Source organism: Kitasatospora sp. NPDC092948, assembly GCF_044754805.1.
Taxonomy (GTDB): Bacteria; Actinomycetota; Actinomycetes; order Streptomycetales; family Streptomycetaceae; genus Kitasatospora.
On the sequence record NZ_JBIVPU010000012.1, the window covers coordinates 1 to 19,490 of the forward strand.

A 19,490-nucleotide genomic window follows, 5' to 3' on the forward strand; every position below is an offset into this window, starting at 1 on the left:
CGCCGGTCTCCTCCGGAGCCGCGCCGCGCCGCCGCTACGCGGCGGGCGCTGCTTCGCCACTCCGTGGCGAAGTGCGGGAGGGTGGCTGCGCTCCTCCGGAGCGCGGTGGTGGTGGGTGGGGTTCGGCCGGCCTTTTGGGGGTGGAGGGTGGCGTTTTGGCTGGTCAGAGGGTTGATGGTGGCGCGCTCCGCGCTTGGGTGATGGGTGGGAGTCGTCATGAGTCGAGTGTAGCGGGTCCGAGGGTGGGTGGTGGGATTCTGACTCATTGACGGTATGTCAAGTTTTTGTGACATATCGTCAGTTTTTAGTGGTCTAGACATTTAAGGTTTAGACCACTCAGATTGGACTGGACCACATAGCGAAACTGTCATGCACGCGACCTAAACCGCCCCTTCCGGAGGCATGGACTGGACCTCATTTCACGCGTGACATGTACGCGACTAATGGGGTGGAGAACGCTCCTCGCCGTTCCGTACCACACCACCGACCCTCCGGACCGGACACCGCCCCACGGCCAGACCCAGCCGACTGCCCGGCTGGCCGACGCGACAGCGCCACTGCTGGGCCACAACCCCAACCCGCCGAACACCACGACCCACACTCACCCCGCCAATACACCCGGCGGGGGCGGGGGTCCGGAGGAGCCCCCGCCGGCACCCCGCGCGCCGAAGGCTCTCCCGTCGCTTCGGGAGTAACGTGACGAGAAGTGGCAGAGGCCGTGCGCGGCACTGCCGGATCGAGCGAAGCTCGATGCCCCCGGTGGTGGGTGAACCCGCCGGCTGAGGCCAGGCCCGGTATCAGATTGTGCGCAGACTCGGCGTTTCTGCTGGTCAGAGCATTTTCAGGTCCCAAAGTGTGTCGGGCACGGTAGACGTTACTGACGAGTAACGCACCTTCTCCGCAGACAGATCGCTCTCCGAGTGTCAGGTGTAGCGACAAATGATCTTGTAAAAGTGTCGCCACACCTGACAAATGTGTCGCGGTGTCTGACACTTGGAGGGTCCTCTGGGTACGTTGGGTCTGCCGGCTTGCTCAACGGGTGCGGGGGCGACGGTGCAAGGGCCCCAATGTCGTGCTGGGCCGGACATTGAGACGACGAAGTGCCGGATACCGCGACACATCTGTCAGCTACCGCGACATTTAGACTTCTCGCGCTACTGTCAGCACGTCCCGCCGTCGATCAGGAGGTCCACCGAGCATGGGCAGGGAAGCCGAGGCGGGTCGCCGGAACCGCAGCAAGTTGACGGCGGTACCGAATCTGCCCGAGGAGCCCCCCGGCGCACCAAGTCGGCGTCAGGCGTTCCGCGGCAAGCGTACGAAGGCGGTCAAGCTCGATCAGCCCAGCCTCGACGACGTCGCACGGGCCCACCCAGGGCGCAGCCTTACGCTCGGCAAGGAGCGGAAGGCCCTCCAGTTCTACGGCACCCCCGAGGAGCCGAACGCCTTCGCGATGGACTCGCTTGAGTTCCTCTTCATCGTGGCGCAGTACTACCGAGGGAACACGCCCCTGCGGTTGATCATGATTCTGATCGCCAACCAGAAGGCGGGCGGGCCGATCGAGCTGACCCAGGAGCGAATGGCGGAGATCCTGGATGTGCACCGTACGCAGGTCAACGAGACACTCGCGGAGCTGATGGAACTCGGCATCGTCATGATGCTCGCGCGTGGGCGGTATCGGATCAACCCGGTGTACAGCTGGCGCGGGGCGCAGTTGGTCCGCAACGCCGACGGCACCTCGGAGTACACCGAGGTGGAACAGAGCGACGTGCTCAGGGAGATCTGGGACAGTGGTCTGCCTGAGCAGGTGAAGTATCCCTCGCTAGACTCTCTCAAGGACGCAATCGAGCAGGACAAGAAGGCACGCGCAGCGAAGCGCCGCCAGCGCCAGGAAGAGCGTCGGGCGGCTGAGAAACGGGCCAAGGTCGGGCAGACTGAGACCCTGTTCGACGACATCGACGCGGACCAGGAGTGATGACCATGGCGGCGCAGGCAGCGCAAGCGGTGCAAGAGCCTGAAGCACTCTTCACGGCCGTGAACTTCAACGGACTGATCGCCGAACTCAACCTTCCGGTGCAGGCGTATCGGGTCCTGATGATGCTCCAGGAGCACCAGGATCCGGGCGGGCAGATCGTCATCGCTCAGGAGCGACTCGGAAAGCTCCTCGGCGTCAGCCGGTCGAGCGTGACTTCGGCCTTGGCCGCGCTGGACACCGCGTTCCTGGTTCACATGAAGTCGTACGGTGTCTACCAGCTCAATCCCATGATCGCCGGCTACCGCACACCTGGCGATGCTTGGGACGCCATCGAAGCCATGGCAGACGAGATGCGCCTTGACGACGACGACTTCGTGAAGCTCTATCGGGAGCGAGTGAAGAAGGAGGAATCCGCGCGCAACAACCGGCGCCGGCGCTCCATCCTTCGGCCGGTCAGCTCAGGACTCTCTGCCGTCAGCTGAGCTTCCGCATCCGAGCCGAAGGGCTCTCCGGGTCACCCGTTCATGATGGGGTTGGGCTGCCTGAGCAGGCGGCCCAACCCCATCCTCGTTCGCGCCTTCGGCCCAGCAGTGTCGCTCCCCGTACGACACAACTCCCTTGGTTTGTCGCGGTATCTGACACATCTGTCGCAGTACCTCACACTCGGGCCGTTGCTCCGTCCGGGCGGCGGCCAGGTTCGGAGCCAGCATGCGGCGGGCACAGCCTTGGGCATGACGACACCCACCCGGCGCCGCCGCCGTGCGGACACCCCCGCCACCTCTCCCGTCAGGGCCACCCGGCCGCCAGCTCCCACACGACCGTTCGGCGGCGGGTGCTGCCGGACTTGGTCGAGTGAGCGTCTCTCCCCCGGAGGCACGGTCGTGCGCACCACCTGGCACGAACCGGCCTGCACGACCTGGGGCTGACGGCGACCGCCGTCGTGGGCGACACCAGGTGTCCGGTTTGCCTCCGGGGCGATTTTCGACACCGGCATCCAGCTGGCGTGTACTTCGTCTCTCCGGCTCGTTGTACCTGGCGATCTCGATCTCCGACCGGCGAGGCACGGCATGCCATTCGAGTTGGTTCACCCCTCCTTCCGGACCGGGCTGCACGCCCAGTGGTCCGTGGTCTTCGACCTGCTCGAGATCCCCTGGACCTATGAGCCGGTCACCTTCACCGCCGACGACGGCCGCAACTTCACCCCAGCCTTCTGGCTCCCCCGCGAGCGCCTATGGCTGGACGCTCACGAGAGCGAGGCTGACTACCATGCCGTCGGCTGGCTCGGCTGGTGGCGAAGGTTCGCCGCAGCCTGCGCGGAGGCACCGTACGACGAGGCCGACCAGGACCTGCACCCGGCGGAGTGGACCGCTGCCGTCAAGATCCCCGACGAGTGGCACGGCACCGCTCTCCTCGCCCTCGGCCCCATCCCTGCACGCTCCTACAACCACCCCGACGACCTATGGCACGCCCACCCCGCTGGCGGCATGTACGTCCACGACGACGACCACTACCAGTGGGTGATCTGCCCCGCCTGCACCCGCCCGAACGTCGCCGCCTTCGGCGATCCGGCTGAACTCCCCTGCGGCTGCGTCGCCGACGGCGGCAGCAGCCCCCACGCGGTCGACCCCTGGCTGGTCGACGCCTGCACCGCCGCCAAATTCGAACAAGTCCACCCCACCGCCGACCTCCCCCTCGCCGGAAGATGGCCCGCCGGCCACCAGGTGTTCCGCAACGCCCTGGTCCGTCGGGCCGGTGCTGCCCTGGCCGCGGAGCGGTGCACTCGGACCTGCCGCTCCCTCACCCAGGCCCTGCGCGACGAAGCTCCCGCCGATGCCTGGATCGAGGCCGGCCCCGGCGACACCCTCTGCAGCAGCTGCCCCGGCTTCGTGTGTACGGCCTGCGGCGAGCGCCCCGCCCCGGCCGACGGGGCGCAGTGCCGGGTCTGCGATCCGGTGTCCCTGCTGACGGACGCTCACGCCCGCCGGCACCTCAACGACCTGGCCACCGAGCTGGGCCGGCTGCTCCACCAGCCGCTACGGGTGATCCATCGCCGACCCGTCGACGATGGTGATCCCCTCGCCCGTGCTGCGCGAGGAGGAGATCGCCCTCCTCGACCTGGCGGGTGCCCCCGGGAGGAGGTGGCCCGCCGCGTCGGCCTGCTGAGCAAGGCCGTCGGCGAGCCGATCCCGTTCGTCCAGATCCGGATCAACGAGTCGGTCGGCGCCCCGACCCGCGGAGACATGGACCAGGACCAAGCCCGCAACGCGCTCCGCCAGGTCCAGCAGTGGCTGCGCAGCCCGGGCACCTACCACCGGCCCGTGGCCGAGGCCGTCCAGGAACCGCCCTCGGAGTGGGTGCCCGGCGTCCTGCCCGCCCCAGCTGCGACCCGTGCCGCGGCCGACAGCTCGACGTGCGACCTGTGCGCCGATCCGATCCCCCACGGTGAGCTACTCGGCCGGCTTCCGCGCCCGCGCTACCAGCAAGGCGTGCCTCTGGGCTGGCTCTGCGGCCACTGCCTCACCGACCGCAGGATCAAGCCCCGCCGCCGGGACCTGATCCTGCGAATCTTCCACGCCACGTTCCTCGGCAGTGGAATCCGCTTCAACCTCTACGAGGCCGAGGAGCTGGCCACCTGGCTGGAGGAGACCTTCGGCCCAGACATTGGACGGGCGCCGGCCGATGCCCAGGAGTTGGTCGGCATCATCGCCAGGCTCCGCGAAGTCGTAGCCGCCGAACACGGCACCATGCTCTGCGGGCCTCCGCCGAGCACGGGGCCGCCCTGGAGTTGGAGGAAGTCCTCGACGCCGTCGCCCAGCACTTCCAGGAGTGGAGCAGCGGCGGGCCCACCGCGGCCGGCTCCCGGTGGGCCGGCCGCCGCGAGATCCTGCTCCAGACCCCGCACCCCACCCTCCTCTCCGCTCGGGGCGGGCCGTTCGCACTCTGACGCGATGCCGCTCGTGCAGCGGCCCCGGGGCTGGCGGAGCAGCCTCTCTTCAGTTCGGCCGGTAGGGTGATTCCGCCTCTCCAACGCAGGACCTGACACAGCTTCTACTCTGCCCTTGGAGGATCAGTCGCCGGCCGAGCGCCAGCAGCTGACCGAATAGCCCGGCTCCCAGAAACGCGAGCGCGATGAGCGAAAACACAGCCGCTGCCCCGAAACCCCGCGGTCCCATCGACATCAATGCTTCCCTGATCACCAGGCGGGATCTGTCGTCCGGCGAGCGGGAAGTACTGCTGTGCCTCATTGGGTCCGCCCCGTTCGACCCTGCCCTTCCCTGGGTTCAGAGAGCGCTGAGGGGGCTTCGGAAGAAGGGCCTCGTCGTGAAGACCCCGCACGGCTACCGCGTCACCCCGAAAGTGGCCCTCTGACTTCCGCGTCGGCCAGGGGGCCGCATCGGCTTCTGGACGCGCGGCGAGCGACGCTGAAGCCGCCCGGTGCGGGCCCTCCCCGCTCCGCCGGGGCGCTGCGTCCCACCACGATCGGGTGACGCACCGGTCGCCGTCGCCGTACCTGGTGGTGCGTCAGGATGGCGCCGTGAGCACCGGCCTGTACGGGTGAGCTCCCGCAGGACCGGCTGGCGGGATTCGGCAGCAGCGCGATCGGTATCGCCGCCTTCACGGAAGTCGCCGTCTCCCCCCGGCCGGCGCCCCTACGATCTTGTCCATGAGTACCCGGACCAGGTACTGGCCGTGCCCCCGGTGCGCCGCGGCCCCGACATCCGACTGCCGCACGGCTGCCGGAACCGCGCGCTTTCCGCACTGGCGTCGGTGGAGGCTGGCCCGCAGCAGGGCGGTGGTGGAGAACTGGGTGGCGCAGTCCTCGGACTTCGAGCGGCTGCTGCACACGGTCGATGTCGCGATCGCCGGCGGACGGGAGGGGCCGGCCGTCCCGGCGGAGGCGGTGGGCGGGCGGCTGCGTGCCCTGCACAACCTGCGGACCCTGCAGGAGTACATCGCGCGGTGGCTGACGGCGCTGGACAGCGAGTACGCGGACACCGCGCCGCTGGCCGCCGGGGCCCGCCGGACGGTCGAGGACCTCGACGCCGCCACCTCCGTGCTGCGCGAGATCCTGCAGGGCCTGCCGGTGGACCGCGACTCGCTTCCCGCCGACCGCGCTCCCACCGTTGCCGAGCTCGTCGCGGCGCGCACCCGCGGGGACATCCTGGCCGCCGAGTCCGCCTTCGCGCAGCGCCTGGCCCTGGCCCACGACCGCTCCCCGGTCACCACCCGCTGGAGCGTCACCACCGGAGCGAACCGCGCCTTCGAAGCCGTCTCGGAGCACGGCGTCCGCGTCCGCGCCCGGGCGGTGCTGCCCGCCGCCCTCGAAGCCGAACTCGCCCGCTGGAGCTGCCCGCCGTCCCCGCCCGAGGCCCGCTACCCCGCAGGCCGCCCCGTCCTGCTGCCGGCGCAGCTCGCCCTGACCTCCGAGGAGCGGGACTCGGCACCCTCTCCCTGGGACTTCGAGCACGCCGACCTTGCCCATGACGACTACGGCCGCGACGGCCAGGCCGACCTGGTCGCCGCCGCCCTCTTGCGCCTGCGGGAGCACCTCGCCCCGGCGGAGGTTCCCGCGTTCTTCGCCGAGCGCTGCGCCGTGCTGAACACCACGGCGGCGCAGCTGCCCGACCTGCTGCCCGACCCCGACGGTCTGGAGGAGCCGTACGTGCTCGCGGGCGGCTACACCTGGGTCGACCCGGCGTCGGTCGTACGCACCGCCGACCCGGCGGCATGGGGGACGATCGCCCGCGACGGCGAGCGGGCCGGCTCGGCCTGGATCCCGAACGCGATCCGCGAGTGGCTGGCCTGCGACGACGTCCCCGCGCTGCTCCGGGAAGCCATGACCGGGTCCTCGCCCGTCCAACTCCGGCGCCTGGACGGGCCCACCGGCCCGCTGTACACCTCGCACATGGACGGCACCCACCGCCTGCACCTGTGGCGTGTCCTGAAGCTGCCGGGCCTGTACGCCTGGGTCGAGTCCACCGCCCTGCCCCGGCGGCTGATGCCGTACGCGGTCTGCGGCAACGATGCCGGGCGCGGCACCCCCGAGCAGGTTGCCCGGATCTGGGAAGGTCTGCACGACAAAGGCCTGCTCCACGGCGAACTCACCCAACCCGGCGAGCCGTTCGGCATGCTGGAACTCCACGCCGTCCCGGCGCTGTGGCTGCTCTACCCGCCCGCCCTCGCCGCCGCCTACGGGCGCCGCTATTCCGAGGTCTACCCGGGTTCCTGGCAGCGCGTTGGAATCCCGGCCGACGCATTCACCTCGGAAGAGTCCTGGACCGCCTGGTCGACCGGCTGACCGCTCCCCGTCGTCGCGGCTGCGGGGCAGGCCCGAAACTGGACGCGGGCGGTGCCGGATGCGATCGACGCCGGCGGCGTGCTCCTGGCCGTAAACGTGGACCGCGCAGACGTCCCGGAGTTCGGGGCGGACGCGGCCGGGGGGCCGTGCGCGGGAATCTGCCAGATCCGGCCCGCTTTCCTGGTCAGGCCGGTTCGAAGAAGTTCACCGTGTAGCCCTCGGATTCCAGGTAGGCACCCGCCGCGCGCATCCGGCCGGCCGCGGCGCCCTCGAACGGGACGAAGGCATAATCGACCACGCCCCGGACCGGCGGGAACAGCTCCGCTCCGGGCACCGGGGCCAAGGGCGTCCTCCACAGCGGCTTGACCGACGCGCGACCGTCCGGCAGCACCCCTGCGCGGGCCTCGGTGTAGGGGAATCGGTGCAGTACGTGCCCGGTCGCGGTGGCGGTCAGGATGTTCAGGCAGGGCCACACTCCGAACGGGGCCAGGTCGCAAGCGGTCGCGATGTCGTGTGTCTCCCAGACGAGCAACAGTTCGTCCGCCTCGGCCGCCGCCACCAGTGTGGACATCTCCCCCAGCGCGGTGAGCGCGTCCTCGCCAACGTGCATCGGCCTCACCTGCACGCGGGCGACCAGCCGGCTCCCGTCCACGACGTACAGGTGCGGAACGGTCGTGAAACCCTGCTCGCACATGGCGGCATGGCTGTTCTTCGACACTTCCACAAGCCCGTTGAACACCTCGGCGTCCACCCGCACTCCTCTGCTCTGCCCCTTGGACTTCGACGGGTTCCTACCCTGTCTGCCCGGGGCCCGGCAGCGCCAGGCGGTGGGCATGGCTTGCCCTGAACGTGTGAGCGCGTGGGCCCGCTCCTGCTTCGAACGGGTCGGTTTACACCCGCCCGTCCTTGGTGAGAGGACTCGACTCGACCACGGGCGACAGGTGATCAGAGACGGTCCCATCCGGACGGGTTCCGCCGGCACCGCCACGACGCGAGAGCGCGGCGGGCCGGGGCACCCCTAGGTGCGAGCGGTGAACGCCGCCCGGTTCTCCTGCGCCATGGCCAGTTCGCGCGCGGCGCTGTCGCCGCTCCAGCGCAGGTCGCGCAGCATCAACTCCCGGTGCCCGTCGGCGCTGGCCAGCATCATGACACAGCCGGAGCGGTCGCTGCCCAGACCGAAGAGGTCGGTGTCGGGTTCGTGGCAGTGGCAATGGCGGCGGGAGACACCAAGGTCGAGTCCGACCAGCGGGTGTGTGAACAGTTCCAGGAGACGGTCGTGGCCCGGGACGTTGACGACTTCGAGCTTCCACGTCCAGCCCGGTCGACCCGGGTCGGACCACACGTCGCTGCCGCCGTACCCGCCCTTGTAGGAGGTGGCGTGGATACGGCGCAGCAGGGCGCTGCTGAAGTGAGGGTCGCGGCGCAGGGCTGCGCGCCACTGTTCGATGTCGCGTTCGGCGGCGCAGGTGGAGGATGTGCGGAAGCAGGGGTGCTCGCCCTGGGCGTGGGCCTCGTCGGCGACGGCGCAGGCGGCGAGTTCCCACCAGTGGATGGGGAAGCCGGCGAGCTTGAGTCGGGTGCCGGTGCCGAGTTGGGTCAGCAGGACGTGGTTGTTGGTCGTGGTGTAGCGCAGTCCGCCGACCCCGTAGACCTCGTTGCCCGGTCCCGGGTCGACCGGGAGGAGGGCCTGGGCCCAGTGTCGGATCGCGAACGGTTCGGGCTCCAGCTTCATGGTCAGCAGGTTGTTCTGCGGGTGGAGGGACTTGATGCCCATCGGGTACGTGGAGATGGTCGACAGCCCCCGGCCGCGGTGCAGGACGGTTGCTTCCAGGCGGGCCTGGGCGAGGGTGGACGCGGCGGGAACGATCGGCCGACCCGGTTCCCAGGCCGCCATCCGCCTCAGCGCGGTTTCGTACTTCTCTCCCGTGACCCGTCCGCGCAGTTTGGCCAGAGGCTGGAGTCGGGTGTTCACGTTGGGCATTGCCGGTCCCGGTTCCGCGCGCCGCTGGCCCCGGCGGCGACGCGCTGCTTCAGCGGGTCGACATGATCGTGCGTTGTTCTGCCAGAGTGCGGTGGCTTGGGACCGAATTCGGCTGGCCGGGGCCGTGTGGGAGCCGACGGTCGGGCGCTCTGAACTACCCGCGTCCACTACAGCAGCTCGGTGTGCGGAAGCGCGGTGGGACGCGCCGAGGAGCGAAGGTCGGCCGACGGTGGGGCGGCCGGGGCACGGGGCCGGAGCGAACGGCGGGGCACCGCACCCCGCACACCTGCGCGAGCAGCCGGTTGAGGGTGGTGGAGTGCCGGACGTGCGTCCAGTTCAGCCACGCCGCGGGCGGGTCGCTGGCCCCTCGACGCCATACGCGCGGAATGTCACGAGGCCGGCGGCGTCGCCGCCGGCCTCGTCCGTGGTCCTGCGCCAACAGGATTCCCCACGGCAGAGCACCTGGTCCGGATCGAGACTCAAGGTGTTGCCGCCATTGTGGTTGAGGCTCTGGCCGGTTGACAATCTGAGTGAACAGCCGTGAACAAGGTCTGAAAAACAAGACTTTGACCTGCAGAACTACGCTGGCCGGGAGTTTTTCACTGCGCTCTGCTCCTGGCCGAGGCTCAATCTTCGGTGACACGAATCCGCTTCGAACGCGCGTGGGTCCACGCCCGGGCCCGACACGGCTGTCTCAGGGACCGCCTTCGGCCGGCGCGCAACGGCACCGTCCGCCGGCCGCGTTGTCATGCGCCTCGCCGATCACCACCCGCGTCGCGGCACTACAGCGGCAGGTACCAGCTCGGCCCGCCCTCGCTGCCGAGCCACACCCGCTGCCCGTCGCCGGTGATCGTGATGCCGAACTCCTCCTGGTGCGGCGCGCCCGCGTCCTGCCACGCCACCATCGCCCGCTCCACTTGGTCCCACAGGCGCAGCGGGCCGCGTTGGGTGGCGGTCCAGCCGCCGTGGCTGTCGGGGCGGGTGCGGGCGTGGGAGCCGGTGGCGTGGTCGATGAGGATCTGCTGGTCGCCGGCGGTGATGCGTTCGGCGGAGGGGGCGGCGAGTTGGGCGACCCAGGTGCCGGTCCAGGTGGTGATGGCGGCGGGGTCGATGCGGGTGGGGCGTTCGTCGCCGGGCAGCAGGGTGGGGTTCTGGCGTGGGAGCCGGTCGTGGGGGCGGGCGATCATGAAGCTGGTGTGGCCGGGGAGGAAGCGGCCGGTGGCTTCTCCGGGCTCGGTGACGGTCAGCAGGGCGAGGGCGTAGCCGAACTGCCAGCCGGAGAGGGTGACGAGGATTTTTCCGCCGGGTGTGACCTGGTGCAGCCAGGTGTAGGGCACGGTGCGCACGGCGCAGGTCGCGATCAGCCGGTCGTAGGGCGCCAGGGGTCTGTGGCCGGCCAGGCCGTCGCCGACGATCAGGTGCGGGGTGCAGCCGGCGGTCTTGAGCGAGGCGGCGGCGCGGGCGGCGACGGCGGGGTCGACTTCGACGCTGACGATGTTCTCCTCGCCGAGGCGGTGGGCGCCCAGGGCGGTCGAGTAGCCGGTGCCGGTGCCGACTTCCAGGATCCGGTGGCCTGTGTGGACGTCGAGCTGCTGCCACATGCGCAGCACCAGGGACGGCAAGGTGGACGACGACGACGGGGATCCGGTGACCGGCGCGTCGGTGTCGTCGGGGTGGGTGTGCCCGTCGAGCTGGGTGATGAGGGTCTGGTTGGTGTAGACGGCCTCCAGCCAGCCGTCGTTGCCGTCGCGGACCGGTTCGTAGGCGGTGGGGAAGGATCCGGGGACCTCGCGGAAGTAACTGCCGACGAAGGCCTCGCGCGGCACCGCTTCCGCGGCCGCGCGCCAGCGCGGGTCGGTGAGGCCCTCCTCGGCAGCGAGCCGGCGGACGAGGGCGGCGCGCAGGTCCGCGGCGGTGGAGGTCATGCGGCGTGGCCCTTCTGGAGCTCGTCGGCGATCGCCGTGGCGATCGCGCCGGTGGTCGGGGGCGGGAGGAACGCCCATTGCCCGTTGGGATTGCACTCGAGGAAGGACCACGCGCCGGAGACGTCGACCGCGAAGTCGAACGCACCGAACACGAGGTGGAACTCGGCAAGGAATCGGGCCACGGAGGCGCGCACCGAGGCGGGCACGGCGAGCGGAGTACAGGTGATCAGGTCCTGGCGGCGGCGCCAGTCCAGGTCGGGGCTGTCGATCCGGACCGCGAACAGCTGCTCCCCCACGGCGGTGAGGCGCACGTCGAACGCCTTGTCGACCTTCGCCTGGAACAGATGTGGGCAGGCCGCCACGGCGTCGGTGATCTCGTGCGGGCGGACCTCGCCGACCCACGCCTGCAGGGCCCGACCCCCCTCGTCGTGGTAGGGGGCGTTCCACAGGGGCTTGTAGACCGCCCCGGCCGGCTGCTCGGCGCAGAACGCGCGGGCCTGTTCCGGGTCGGTGGTCACGATCGTGTCGGGGACGGCGAAGCCCGCCGCGAGTGCCGTGCCGAGCTGGGCGGGCTTGTGCTCGGCGGCCCGGATCCGCCACGGATGGTTCACATAGTGGGCGCCGGGCAGCGCCGCAAGGACGCCGCCGACGCCCCACTGCGCCTGGGCGCGGGCGAAGTCGGCGTCCTGCCCGTCCATGCCGGCCGGAGCGCCCCAGTTCGAGGGCCGGCGGTACCAGACCGCGCGGACACGGTCGAGGTCGAGCGTGCGACTGGCCGTGGCGAGGACACCGCGCCTGCGGTCCGCCGCGTACCGGGCGGTCAGTTTGGCGCCCCGGTGGAGATCTGCGCCGGCGTCGACGCGAACGACCGGCACTCGCCGGTCGGTCAGGTGCCGCAGCACCAGGTCGGCCGTCGGATCGTAGTCGCAGGTCAGGACCAGAACCGCGTCGTGTCTGGTCACTCGCCACTCTGGTCCTGGTCGTTGGAGGTCACGCTGTCCACGTCGGTCGGCTGGGCCTGGCCGCCGCTCTGGCCGTCCCCGCCGCCGCCACCGGTGCTGGTCGGGACGGTCTGGTCGGTGCTGGTGCCGTGCTTGCCCATCTCGACAGTGCGGCCCTGTTCGTCGTGGAAGACCGCGATTTGGGTGTCCGGGTCGATGACCGGCGTCAGCACCTGGCAGGGCGACGCCTCGGAGTAGGGGCGCATCCGAGTGGCGCCCCATGGAATGGAGACGGTGTCCGGCATCCTGATCTCTCCTCTTGCGTGTGACGCTGGCGAGACAAGTGGTAACCGCTGGTAATCATGCCGGTATTCGGGCACGGCCGGGAGGCGTTTCAGCGAATCGGACGAGGAAGCATCGCCGACGGCCCGGCGAGGTGCGCTTCGACGCGCTCCTGCGGGCACCGCGTGCAGGCCAGACCGGAGCGACCAGCGTGGCGAACGCGATCGGGAACTCCGGCCAGGCCGTGCCCGCTCGGCAGCGAAGGTGGCCATCGGGGCCGCCAGCCCGGTGCAGGCCTGTTCACCACCTTGGGAAGCGGTCACACTGGGGCCATGGCTTTCGATCTTCCCCGGTCAGCAGCGGCACCTGGGGTGATGCTGCTGAACCCGGCCGCCATCGACCCGATGGCGCTGCGCGGGCGGATGCTGCTGGCCACCGGTCGACGCGACGGCATGGCCGGGCAGCTCGTCATGGCGGTTGTTGTTGCGCTGCTCGGCTACGGAGCTGCTGGGTCGGTACTCGACTTCGTCCGAGATCGGTAGCGCCCATAATCTGCGAGGGCCCGGCCAGCCCCTGGACAGGATGCTCTGGGCCGGGGGCGCCGCCGGGCCGGTCTGCTCAGCGTCCGGGGCGGGTGGCCGCCAGGCCGACGGCCAGGCGGTCGGCGTGGAGGGCGCGGGCGGCCTCGCGCTCGCGGCGAACGAACTGCGTGGTCGTGTGCACCGCGCCGAGGAGGACGGGGATCAGGACGAGGTCGAGGAGGTGGGTGCTGCGCTGGACGGCTTGGCCAGGCGGGGTGGCGAGCGCGGGGCCCACAACGACGGTGAGCATCAGGGTGAAGGCGGCGGCGGCCCAGAGGGCGCCGATCTTCCAGGGCGAGATGAGACGGCGCCGGAGCGGCAGTCCCTGAGCGGCGCGCAGGACGTCCTCCTCGCGGTGTTCGAGCGTCCGGTAGCGAGCGGCGGCCACGGCCAGAGTCGGTGGAGTGATCAACCAGAGCAGGATTGACGCCAGGACGACGGCGTTGTTGCCCGGCATGGAGGCCCAGGCGGCGATCACCGGCAGCAGCCACGCCGAGACGACCGCCCAGGAGACAAGTCGGCTCGAGCGGGGGACATCGAGTGCCGGCTGCCGCAGGGTGCGCAGGTGGCGCCAGGTCACCGGCAGGGGAAACAACAGGATCATGGCGGTCATCACTACGGCGCTGCCCACATCGCCCCCTCGTCAACACGGCCCGGTCCGGCCGAAGTGGTCAGCTTGCCACGAAGAGGCCCCGGGACGCGGGCAGTGCGTCAAAGCCGGGTTGACTGTGTATCAGTGGCTGGCCATGGATGAGGCAGCGGCCCCGCGAATCGCGACCTGCCAGTCTCCCGGGGCCATCTGCATCGCCGCATCCGCGAGACGCCGGGCGGAATCGGTCTTGAGCGCCGCCCGGCAACGGCCGATCTTGCCTTGGACGGCGCTGTGTCCCTGGGCCCGGTACTCGACCGCCCGGACCAGGCAGTCGAGCCTGTCGGCGTCGTGCGCGCACCGTGTCTCGGGCGTGAGGTCGTCCTCGTGCTCGTCGACGGCGCCGGCCAGCACGTCGCGGACTTCCGGGTGCGCGGCGGCGACCTGGTCCGCCGTCACCGTGCGGGGGTCGGCAGCGGAGACGTAGCGGCGGGTAAGGGGGGTGAGGTCCCCGATCCGGGCTTCGTGCAGGTCGTGGAGCGTGCACAGCAGCGCGGTGCGGGCCGGGTCGGCGCTTTCCATGGCGGCCAGGACGATGCCGACAACGGCGGCGCGGTGGCTGTGCTCGGCCACGGTCTCGGCGTTGCGGATCCCGTCGTAGCTCCAGCCGCACGGACCACCCGTGTGCAAGACCCGCCTCGTCTAGCTGCTCCGGAGATTGCCTTACCCCCGTCACGGCGGCCCCTGCCCGCGGTCGTCGGGCAGGGGATGTAGCCAGCGGGCCGGGACAGTCATCGGGGTGGGGCTCATCAGGTCGACCTTCGCGCCGGTGAGGTCGGTGAGCGAGCCGTCCACCACGTAGCCGACCCCGGCCGGCAGGCCGAGCTCCTCGGCCTGGTCGTCGGTCAGCAGCACCCGCACTCCAGAGTGCGGCTTCACGATCAACCCGGCCACCATGTGCTCGCGCTCCGGCTCCGGCAGAGCGGTGACGGTCAGCTCGAACTCGGTGCCGGAGCTGATGAACCGCCGCCAGTGCATAAGCACGCTCGCCATGGTGTCCCCGGGTGGGTACCGGTCGTACGGCAGATGCTGCGGCACCCGCACCAGGTAGCTCTCCCCAATCCGAATCCCGGCCGTCTTCACCACGGCCACCTCCTCGCCGCTCCCGTCTCCTTCCAGCATCCCGCTGTCGGCCCACAGCGGTGGGCCGATCGCCAGGTGGTGGTCACGGTCGCAGTCGCGGGCCCGAGACTGGTCCGGGCGTGAGCCACCTCTGCCGTCCACGTGCCCACTCTTTGTGTTTTCCCGGGACGACTGGGACATCCTCGGCTACCAGCCCGCCGAACGCTGCCCGGTACCGACGTCGGCCCGGTTACCGACTGCTCGCCGGGCGGTGCCTTCGCCGAGCGGTGAACGGCTCCGTCCCGGGTTGACGGCGCGTCCCGATCACCACCCGGCCGACCGAGCTCAACGCCTTGTAGGGCTGCTGACAGAACGGCCGTTGGCGTGCCGCTCGGCCCGTTTCACCCTTCTCCGGGAAAGAGCAGCTCCTGCACGCCGACCGCCGCTGCCTCCCGCCGGTTCAACGCTTGATTCAGGAGATCCTCCGCCTCGTGCAGGTAGTCGGTGACCTGCTGCGCGTGGTGCTCTTCCTCTGCCTGGTTGGTGCTGTCCGCCCGTGACCGGAATCGGATCGCCTCGTCGGCGGCGTCCAGCAGCTTCGCCACGGCCGCCGCGAACCCTTCTTCCATCCGCCCGCCGGTGTCCAGGGCCACAGCGCCGGGCGGGGCGAAGTCTTCGGCGAGTACCGCCAGGTGGCCGTCGGCCCGGCCCAGGTGGCGCAGCACTGCGGCCTGGTGGTCCTCGGGCACGGGCCAGGCCAGTGGCTTGGTTCGCTCGGAGATCTCGATTGCGGTGTGCGGGCTGACGGCGGCCAGCAGGTTGTAGCTGGCGTGATCGGCCGCACGGCCGAGGTGAGCGGCGAGCAGGCCGGCCCACACCTCGCCGTCCTCGTGCTCCAGGGCGGGCGGGATATCGACGCCCAACGCCCTGAGAGCTTCGCGTAGTTGACCTTCAGTCGGGTTCAAGTTCGTGTACACGGCGCGATTGTCCCCCGGACCGGCCGTCAGGGAGAGCGCGTTCACCTGATCGGGTGGCGTCCGTTCGGGACGATGTACGGGCGCAGCAGGACGGCCAATCCCATGGTGACGCCGAAGGCGCCGGGCCCAGCGAGGCCCAGAACCACCAGGCGGGCGGTTCCGGTGAGGAGGTTCTCGGCGATCAGCATCATGCCGATGGCCAGTGCCACTCCGCTGGCGAGCAGCAGGGCGAGCCGGGCGCCGACCGGCAGCCAGGCGGGGCCGGGGACCTGGAGGACGGCCCGGGCGTGGACCGCGTGCCCGGCCAGATCCTTGGTCACTTCGCCGCACTGGCAGACCAGGTGGGTCACATTCTCACCGGCGAGTGCCGACGCGAGGGGATCAATCTCCCTCACCGGCCCGTGGCGTCCGTCGTCCATCGGCGGTCTGGCCATCAATCCTCCTCGGTTGTCGGTTGAGCTGTTGACCGTATCGCAGGCGTCGGCTGGGGTGCGGGGGCGGTTGCCGTGGCTCCGTTGCCCCCGCACCTGCCGGCCCTACACGCCGAATCCGGCCGCGGTGACGTAGGTGTAGCTGTCGTAGTCGAAGTCCAGCTCGTCGAGGATCTCGTCCCAGCAGATGTCGAGTGCGTTCTCGTCGCCCTCGACCCAGGCGTCGACGATGGCGTTCCACAGGTTGCCGCGGATGTTCTTCCGGCGGATCTGGATGTCCCGCTTGTATTTCTGCTCGACCTGGCTCTGGTCCACCGGGTGGATCTCGGTGCCGTTGCCGTTGCCGTTGCCGTTGTCGTTCGCGGTCGGCGCGCTACGGGCGCGGGGGAGCCGCCCGGTAGAGGGCGGGGACCTGCGCTGCCCCGCGCCGGCGGAGTCCTGCGGGGGCGCTCCAGTGCGCCAGCGGCTTGACCGTGTCGAGTACGGCGAGGAACTTCAGCTCCCCGCCGGCCGGGGCGAGGACGGGTACGGCGTAGATCCGGCCGTCGTTCTCGGACATCCACGGAGTGCCGCAGCCGACGCAGTACCAGCCCTGGCTCGTCCAGGACGTCTTCAGGCTCTCACCGTTCACCGCGCCCAGCGCGAACCGGTCGGCTCCGGCGCCGCACGGGCATCCGGCAACCGAGCGGTACAGGTCGATGTCCGGCGTCGAGTCGCGCTGCACGTTGAACCAGCCGGCCGCAACACCCCAGGGCACGGGCGAAGGCGGTGCGCTGCCGGGCGTCCGGGCGGGTGCGCCCTGCGGTCCACCGAGCGATGTGGTGGTACTCCACCCGGGCGCTGTCGGCCAGCCACTTCGCGCTCGTCGCGGCGGCGTACGGCGAGGAGTACGCCGACAACTACAGGTCGGCGCCGCAGGCAGCGGCACCGAACCTCCGGCGGGGCTAGAAGCGGCCCTCCTTGTCCAGGTTGATCAGCATGACTATCCACACGGCCGCGGCCCGCACAACGCCCAGCGCCTCAATCCGGGTCAGCTCCACGTTCTTCTGGCCGCCGCCGTGGCGCACCCACGGCATCGCGGAGCCGTAGTTGTGGAGCTGGTTGATCGCCTGGCACAGCGGGGTGCGCTCGCCTTCGGGGAACAGTCGGCGCAGCCCGGAGTTGATGTCCTTCTGTCCGGAGGCGATCTTGACCACGCCCTCCAGGGTGTTGACGGCCAGCGCGACGGCCTGGCGGTCGTCCCCGGCCTTCTGAGCGGCCAGGGCCTTGGACCAGTGGTTGCGGGCGGCGGCGTACTTCCCGGCGAGCAGGGTCAGCGGGCGCACCGTGGCGTCCTGGACATCCAGCTCCACGGCCCCCTCGTCGTCCTCGACGAAGGAGCCGTCGATCATCGCGAGCCCGATATCGGCCTCCTTGAGGATCTTGTTGACCCGCTCGTCGTAGGACGACCAGCGCCCCATGCCGTTCGAGCGCAGGGCCTGCTCCAGCAGGTCGAACACTTTGGGAGCTGGCAGCTGCTGCAGCTGTTCGTTGACCCAGTCGAATTGATCGCTGCCCCACAGGCTGGCGGGCACCGGAACGTCGAGCCAGCTGGCAAGGGTCGACACCGCCTCCTCCTCCAGGCTGTGCACGACGTCCTGAAGGACTCGGCGCAGCGCGGCCGGGGCTACCTCACGTTCGTGACCCATCGTCAAACCTCCTACTGGGAGATGCATCAGCTCTGCATTGTTGCCGAGCGGGACGTCGGCTTCAGCCCGTTTTCGCACCTCGGACCGGGGCGGCCGGGAGTGGCTGGTGCACGGCTGCGATCGGACTCCGGGTGGCCCTGGCCAGCCCGCGACGGAGGACGGCGCGCGAGCGCCTGGGCCGGAACGTGCCCGCCGCACCGGGCGGCGACCGCAGTGGTGCAAAACGACGAAGGCCCCACCCGGGTGGGCGGGGCCTGGCGGGGAGGGGTGCCGGGGTCAGACGGTGGACGCCATCGCGATGGCGTGGCGGCCGGCCGCGTTGGCCCGCTCGATCGCGCGCTGGTGCCGCTCCCTGTCTGGGCCGGAGCGGGTGGGCGCCAAGCTGATCGAGTCGGCCGCTTCGACGGCCGCGCGGTAGACCTCGACGGCCGCCGCGAACGAGTCCGTGGCCGCGCTGCTGCGGGTGGCGGTCACCTGATCGGGCGGGTTCCGCCGGCCGGGGCGACCGGTGTGCCATCGAGTGCGAGGGTGCCCATGGTGCCGCCGGATCGGATCGACGAGTTCGCATGGCCGGCGGCGTTCGGTCGGCCGATTGAGGCCTTGTTCACATGGAGGTGAGACTCCCCGGGTAGGGGCTCCCTTCTACATACGCCTGCATGTTCGCCACGATCCCGGCGATCCGGCCCGGCCCCCAGGAGGCGACGCTGGCGTTGACCGGTGCCGCGGTGGTGACGAAGTTCAGGATGAAGGCGTCCCGCAGCAGCAGGTAGGGCTCCAGGAGACGGCTTGAGTCTGCGGGCAGGGGACGCACCTTGATGTACCCGGCCAGGAACGCGCGGGCGAAGTCCTCGTAAGCGCCCGGCTCCTTCTGCGCGATCCGGTGGATGGACGAGAGCACGGTGGCGATGTCGAGCAGGAAATGGCCGGTGCCGCAGTCGTCGAAGTCGATGATGCCGATCCCGCCACTGGGCAGTGCGATCATGTTCTCTCGGTGCAGGTCTCCATGGATGCGTCCGCGGTCGTCCGGACCGCCTTCATGGAGCGCCGGGGTGATCAGCTCGGCCACCTTGCGCAGCGCAGTGGTGCCTTCGGACCCCAACTGGCTCCGGCCTGTTGGATCGGCGAGGGCGTGTCCCTTGAGCAGGATTGTCTCCGCATCCCAGACCGGCCGGTCGAACTCCGGCAACGCCACCGTGGCAGCGTTCTGGTGCAGGTGGGCCGTTGCGCTGCCCATCTCCTCGGCCACCCCGGGCCGGCGGTAGGGCGGTTCTGCGGTGCCGGGAAGCCAGTGGAGAACTGCGAGGGTTGACGGTTCGTCGTGGCCGGGGACCTCGACGGGGACGACGTAGTTGCCGTTGGTGGTGGTGACCGGCTCGGGAACGGCGACCGTGCGTGAGGCGGCCAGGCGCTCCAGCCACCGCATCTCGCTGCGCTGCTGGTGAGCAGGGCGACCGTCACGGACGGAGAGTCGGGCAACGAAGGAGCCGCTTCCAGGGGGGGTGACTCGCCAGACGGCGTTGTCCTCGTACTGCTGGACGTCCATCCGAGCGGCCGTACCGTCGAGTCCGTACTGCTCGGCCAGTGCGGCCCGGGTCAGCGCTTCGAGCTGTTCGAGCTGCACTGCATGGGGAAGTGCGGAGAACGACGACACAGGCTTCCTCGGTGGTCTGGGTGGGCAACGAGCGTAGCGCGGGCCGGCCGG

Annotated in this window: 21 protein-coding genes; 6 read left to right on the plus strand and 15 right to left on the minus strand. The window is 70.4% G+C overall.

What is annotated here, in order from left to right; all coding sequences use genetic code 11:
- The first annotated feature begins 1,198 nt into the window (after positions 1-1,198).
- From ACIQF6_RS27895 to ACIQF6_RS27910, 4 genes are all read left to right on the plus strand, one after another.
- Positions 1,199-1,972, plus strand: coding sequence for a replication/maintenance protein RepL (locus tag ACIQF6_RS27895; protein WP_400899775.1), 774 nt, complete (start codon positions 1,199-1,201; stop codon positions 1,970-1,972).
- Between the two features lie 5 nt (positions 1,973-1,977).
- The gene (locus ACIQF6_RS27900) at positions 1,978-2,454 is read left to right on the plus strand and encodes a MarR family transcriptional regulator (protein WP_400899777.1); all 477 of its coding nucleotides are present in this window, start codon (positions 1,978-1,980) and stop codon (positions 2,452-2,454) included.
- Positions 2,455-3,039: 585 nt separating this feature from the next.
- Positions 3,040-4,986: a hypothetical protein gene (locus ACIQF6_RS27905; protein ID WP_400899779.1), complete on the plus strand. Its 1,947-nt coding sequence runs from the start codon at positions 3,040-3,042 to the stop codon at positions 4,984-4,986.
- 794 nt (positions 4,987-5,780) lie between these two features.
- Positions 5,781-7,271, plus strand: coding sequence for a hypothetical protein (locus tag ACIQF6_RS27910; protein WP_400899781.1), 1,491 nt, complete (start codon positions 5,781-5,783; stop codon positions 7,269-7,271).
- A gap of 184 nt (positions 7,272-7,455) precedes the next feature.
- Here the strand turns inward: ACIQF6_RS27910 and ACIQF6_RS27915 are convergent, their stop codons facing one another.
- The 5 genes from ACIQF6_RS27915 to tgmA form a co-directional block, all read right to left on the minus strand.
- Positions 7,456-8,022: a hypothetical protein gene (locus tag ACIQF6_RS27915; RefSeq protein ID WP_400899783.1), complete on the minus strand. Its 567-nt coding sequence runs from the start codon at positions 8,020-8,022 to the stop codon at positions 7,456-7,458.
- Between the two features lie 267 nt (positions 8,023-8,289).
- Positions 8,290-9,252: a hypothetical protein gene (locus ACIQF6_RS27920; RefSeq protein ID WP_400899784.1), complete on the minus strand. Its 963-nt coding sequence runs from the start codon at positions 9,250-9,252 to the stop codon at positions 8,290-8,292.
- 782 nt (positions 9,253-10,034) lie between these two features.
- On the minus strand, positions 10,035-11,177 hold the full coding sequence (tgmC, locus tag ACIQF6_RS27925; protein ID WP_400899785.1) for an ATP-grasp peptide maturase system methyltransferase: 1,143 nt from the start codon (positions 11,175-11,177) through the stop codon (positions 10,035-10,037).
- A complete protein-coding gene (tgmB, locus tag ACIQF6_RS27930) occupies positions 11,174-12,139 on the minus strand; it encodes an ATP-grasp ribosomal peptide maturase (RefSeq protein ID WP_400899786.1) in 966 nt (321 codons plus the stop codon). Before tgmB ends, tgmC begins: the two co-directional genes overlap by 4 nt.
- Positions 12,136-12,423: a putative ATP-grasp-modified RiPP gene (gene tgmA, locus ACIQF6_RS27935; RefSeq protein WP_400899787.1), complete on the minus strand. Its 288-nt coding sequence runs from the start codon at positions 12,421-12,423 to the stop codon at positions 12,136-12,138. Before tgmA ends, tgmB begins: the two co-directional genes overlap by 4 nt.
- A 309-nt stretch (positions 12,424-12,732) precedes the next feature.
- Between tgmA and ACIQF6_RS27940 the strand changes: the two genes are divergently transcribed.
- Positions 12,733-12,942 (plus strand): hypothetical protein, encoded by a 210-nt coding sequence (locus tag ACIQF6_RS27940; RefSeq protein ID WP_400899788.1) that lies wholly within the window; start codon positions 12,733-12,735, stop codon positions 12,940-12,942.
- Between the two features lie 76 nt (positions 12,943-13,018).
- On the opposite strand, the gene ACIQF6_RS27945 is transcribed toward ACIQF6_RS27940, so the two are convergent.
- The 7 genes from ACIQF6_RS27945 to ACIQF6_RS27975 form a co-directional block, all read right to left on the minus strand.
- Positions 13,019-13,594, minus strand: coding sequence for a hypothetical protein (locus ACIQF6_RS27945; RefSeq protein ID WP_400899789.1), 576 nt, complete (start codon positions 13,592-13,594; stop codon positions 13,019-13,021).
- Positions 13,595-13,714: 120 nt separating this feature from the next.
- Positions 13,715-14,260, minus strand: coding sequence for an HD family hydrolase (locus ACIQF6_RS27950; RefSeq protein WP_400899790.1), 546 nt, complete (start codon positions 14,258-14,260; stop codon positions 13,715-13,717).
- 42 nt (positions 14,261-14,302) lie between these two features.
- Positions 14,303-14,854 carry a hypothetical protein gene (locus tag ACIQF6_RS27955; RefSeq protein WP_400899791.1) on the minus strand — a complete coding sequence of 184 codons (552 nt, stop codon included), beginning with the start codon at positions 14,852-14,854 and terminating at the stop codon, positions 14,303-14,305.
- 239 nt (positions 14,855-15,093) lie between these two features.
- Positions 15,094-15,669: a hypothetical protein gene (locus ACIQF6_RS27960; RefSeq protein ID WP_400899792.1), complete on the minus strand. Its 576-nt coding sequence runs from the start codon at positions 15,667-15,669 to the stop codon at positions 15,094-15,096.
- 41 nt (positions 15,670-15,710) lie between these two features.
- Entirely contained in the window at positions 15,711-16,103 is a 393-nt protein-coding gene (locus ACIQF6_RS27965) for a hypothetical protein (protein ID WP_400899793.1), read from the minus strand.
- Positions 16,104-16,205: 102 nt separating this feature from the next.
- On the minus strand, positions 16,206-16,415 hold the full coding sequence (locus ACIQF6_RS27970; RefSeq protein WP_400899794.1) for a hypothetical protein: 210 nt from the start codon (positions 16,413-16,415) through the stop codon (positions 16,206-16,208).
- Between the two features lie 58 nt (positions 16,416-16,473).
- On the minus strand, positions 16,474-16,857 hold the full coding sequence (locus ACIQF6_RS27975) for a hypothetical protein (protein ID WP_400899795.1): 384 nt from the start codon (positions 16,855-16,857) through the stop codon (positions 16,474-16,476).
- 59 nt (positions 16,858-16,916) lie between these two features.
- Here ACIQF6_RS27975 and ACIQF6_RS27980 point away from each other — a divergent pair, with 59 nt between their 5' ends.
- Positions 16,917-17,048: a hypothetical protein gene (locus ACIQF6_RS27980; RefSeq protein ID WP_400899796.1), complete on the plus strand. Its 132-nt coding sequence runs from the start codon at positions 16,917-16,919 to the stop codon at positions 17,046-17,048.
- Here the strand turns inward: ACIQF6_RS27980 and ACIQF6_RS27985 are convergent.
- From ACIQF6_RS27985 to ACIQF6_RS27995, 3 genes are all read right to left on the minus strand, one after another.
- Complete coding sequence (locus ACIQF6_RS27985; RefSeq protein ID WP_400899797.1) at positions 17,045-17,788, minus strand: hypothetical protein; 744 nt, start codon at positions 17,786-17,788, stop codon at positions 17,045-17,047. The genes ACIQF6_RS27980 and ACIQF6_RS27985 overlap by 4 nt on opposite strands.
- Positions 17,789-18,064: 276 nt before the next feature.
- Positions 18,065-18,262 carry a hypothetical protein gene (locus tag ACIQF6_RS27990; RefSeq protein ID WP_400899799.1) on the minus strand — a complete coding sequence of 66 codons (198 nt, stop codon included), beginning with the start codon at positions 18,260-18,262 and terminating at the stop codon, positions 18,065-18,067.
- A 130-nt stretch (positions 18,263-18,392) separates the two neighbouring features.
- A complete protein-coding gene (locus tag ACIQF6_RS27995) occupies positions 18,393-19,409 on the minus strand; it encodes a phosphotransferase enzyme family protein (RefSeq protein ID WP_400899801.1) in 1,017 nt (338 codons plus the stop codon).
- Positions 19,410-19,490 lie beyond the last annotated feature (81 nt).